This is a genomic window from Streptomyces sp. NPDC005899, from assembly GCF_040629645.1.
Taxonomy (GTDB): domain Bacteria; phylum Actinomycetota; class Actinomycetes; order Streptomycetales; family Streptomycetaceae; genus Streptomyces.
This window is the reverse complement of the sequence record NZ_JBEXWB010000493.1, coordinates 496-3566: the sequence shown is the minus strand read 5'-3', so window position 1 is coordinate 3566 and position 3071 is coordinate 496. Positions and strand designations below refer to the sequence as shown.

Sequence of the window (3071 nt, the reverse complement as noted above, 5' to 3'; positions counted from 1 at the left end):
GGCCCCGGCCGGTCCGCGGCCGAGCCGGTCCGAGCCGGTCAGGACGCCCGTCGGCGGCCCGTGACCGCAGAGCCGCGGACCCCGAACGGTGACGGGGGCTCCCGGGCCCCGCGACGGCGGCCCGGAAGCCCCGGCGGGCCGCCGGCACCGAGGGCCGGGGGCGGAGCGGAACAGGACCGGGATCGGACCCGGACACAGACCCCGGACGGGATCCGCTCACAAGGACTCGCAAGGACTCGCAAGGACTCGCAAGGAACGGTCAGGAACCGGTCGCGGGACCCCCACCCCGGCCGCTCTCCGGCCCCGGTCCCTCCAGCTCGCCGATCGCCCGGATCAGCCACCCCGTCCAGAACGTCTCCAGGTCGATGCCCCCACGCAGCACCAGATGCCGCAGCCGGTCCTCCTCGGCCGTGCGCTCCGGCGGGAAGTCGCGCCGCTCGATCTCCTCGTACTCCTCCAGCTGCCGCCGGTGCAGATCCAGGTGCCGGCGCAGCTCCGCGACGAGACCGGGGGCGCCGACCACCGCCGCCGCCCGCATCCTGAGCAGCAGCGGATCGCGCACCGGGCGCGGGTCCTCGGCGAGCGCCACCCAGGCCGCCAGCTCCTCCCGCCCTGCGGGCAGCACCTCGTACTCCTTCTTCTGCCCCCGGGCGGGCTGCGGCGACGGCAGGACCCTGATGTGCCCGGCCCGCTCCAGCCTGCCCAGCTCGCGGTAGATCTGCTGGTGTGTCGAAGGCCAGAAGTAGCCGATCGACCGGTCGAACCTGCGGGTCAGCTCCAGCCCCGACGACGGCTTCTCGAGCAGGGCGGTGAGGATCGCGTGCGGGAGTGACATGGACTGCATCCTAGGGACGGCCGGGCGGGGGCCCTCCCCGCGGAGGGCGCCCGCCCGGTGCCGCGTGGGAGGGGGTGGGAGCGTCAGAGCTCCGCGGCGAGCTCCGTGCCCTGGCGGATCGCGCGCTTGGCGTCCAGCTCCGCGGCCACGTCCGCGCCGCCGATCAGATGCACCGGGCGGCCCGCGGCACGCAGCTCCTCGTACAGCTCACGGCGCGGTTCCTGCCCGGCGCACAGGACGACGGTGTCGACCGGCAGCAGGTGCTGCTCGCCGTCGACGGTCAGGTGCAGGCCCTCGTCGTCGATCAGGTCGTAGGACGCGCCCGCGATCATCGTGACCCCGCGGTGGCGCAGCTCGGTGCGGTGGATCCAGCCGGTGGTCTTGCCGAGCCCCGCCCCGACCTTGCTGGTCTTCCGCTGGACCAGGTGCACCGTACGCGGCGGCTTCGCGCGCTCCGGGGCGCGAAGCCCGCCCCGGTCCGCGTAGGCCGTGTCCACGCCCCACTGCCGGAAGAACACCTCCGGGTCCTGGCTCGCCGCCTCGCCGCCGTCGGTGAGGTACTCCGCGACGTCGAACCCGATGCCGCCCGCCCCGACGATCGCGACGCGGTCACCGACCGGGACGCTGTCGCGCAGGACGTCCAGGTAGCTGACCACGCTGGGGTGCCCGACGCCCGGGATCGCGGGGGAGCGGGGCTCGACCCCGGTGGCCAGGACGATCTCGTCGAAGCCGTCGAGCGCGGCGGACGTGGCGCGGGTGGAGAGCCGGAGCTCCACGCCCTCCTCGGCGAGCCTGGTGCGGAAGTAGCGCAGTGTCTCGTCGAACTCCTCCTTGCCGGGCACCCTGCGTGCCACGTTCAGCTGGCCGCCGATCTCACCGGCCGCGTCGAAGAGGGTCACGGAATGCCCCCGCTCGGCGGCCGTGACCGCGCACGCCAGTCCGGCGGGACCCGCCCCCACCACGGCGACGCGCTTGCGCGTACGGGTCGGCGAGAGGACCAGCTCGGTCTCGTGGCAGGCGCGCGGATTGACCAGGCAGGAGGTGATCTTCAGGCTGAAGATGTGGTCCAGGCAGGCCTGGTTGCAGCCGATGCACGTGTTGATCGCGTCGGCACGGCCCGCGGCGGCCTTGGCGACGAAGTCGGGGTCGGCGAGGAATGGCCTGGCCATCGAGACCATGTCCGCCCGCCCGGCGGCGAGGATCTCCTCGGCCAGCTCGGGGGTGTTGATGCGGTTGCTCGTCACCAGGGGCACGGAGACGGCGCCGCGCACCTTCTCGGTCACCCAGGTGAAGGCGCCGCGCGGGACGGACGTCGCGATGGTGGGGATGCGGGCCTCGTGCCATCCGATGCCCGTGTTGATGATCGTCGCCCCGGCCGCCTCGATCTCGCGGGCCAGCCGCACGACCTCCTCCAGGGTGGAGCCGCCGGGGACCAGGTCCAGCATGGAGAGCCGGTAGATCAGGATGAAGTCGGGCCCCACCCGCTCCCGGACCCGGCGCACGATCTCGACGGGGAAGCGGATGCGGTTCTCGTAGGAGCCGCCCCAGCGGTCGTCCCGGTGGTTGGTCGCGGAGACGATGAACTCGTTGATCAGGTAGCCCTCGGAGCCCATGATCTCGACACCGTCGTACCCGGCCCGGCGTGCCAGCTCCGCCGCCCGGACGAAGTCCTCGATCGTCTCCTCGACCTCGTCACCGGTCAGGGCGTGGGGGACGAATCCGCTGATCGGCGCCTGGAGGGCGCTCGGTGCCACCAGGTCCGGGTGGTGGGCGTACCGGCCGAAGTGCAGGATCTGCATCGCGATCCGGCCGCCCGCCTCGTGCACGGCGGTGGTGACCTCGGCGTGCTGCGCCGCCTCTTCCTCCGTCGTCATCTTGGCCCCGCCGGGGAAGGAGCATCCGCGCGCACTGGGGGCGATGCCGCCGGTGACCATGAGCCCCACCCCGCCGCGGGCCCGGGCCGCGTAGAAGGCGGCCATCCGCTCGAAGCCGCGCTCGACCTCCTCCAGGCCGATGTGCATCGACCCCATCAGCACCCGGTTGGGAAGGGTGGTGAAGCCGAGGTCGAGCGGGCTCAGCAGGGTGGGGTACGGGCTCATGGGGGTCTCCTCGCACGGTGTCGTCGTGCCAGTTGTAGACCACCTCCGCGGGGGGTTGTGAGAATTATTAAAAAAGATTTAGTAGCACTACCCGGGGGGAGCGGGGGGGGGGGGGGGCGGCCCCCCCCCCGCCCCCC

Annotated in this window: 2 protein-coding genes; both read right to left on the bottom strand. The window is 73.1% G+C overall.

The genetic code is table 11. The features are described 5' to 3' along the window. Positions 1-259: 259 nt before the first annotated feature. The gene (locus ABZ371_RS30400) at positions 260-835 is read right to left on the bottom strand and encodes a PadR family transcriptional regulator (protein WP_358685661.1); all 576 of its coding nucleotides are present in this window, start codon (positions 833-835) and stop codon (positions 260-262) included. 83 nt (positions 836-918) lie between these two features. Next, positions 919-2934 (bottom strand): NADPH-dependent 2,4-dienoyl-CoA reductase, encoded by a 2016-nt coding sequence (locus ABZ371_RS30395; protein ID WP_358685659.1) that lies wholly within the window; start codon positions 2932-2934, stop codon positions 919-921. Between the last annotated feature and the right edge of the window lie 137 nt (positions 2935-3071).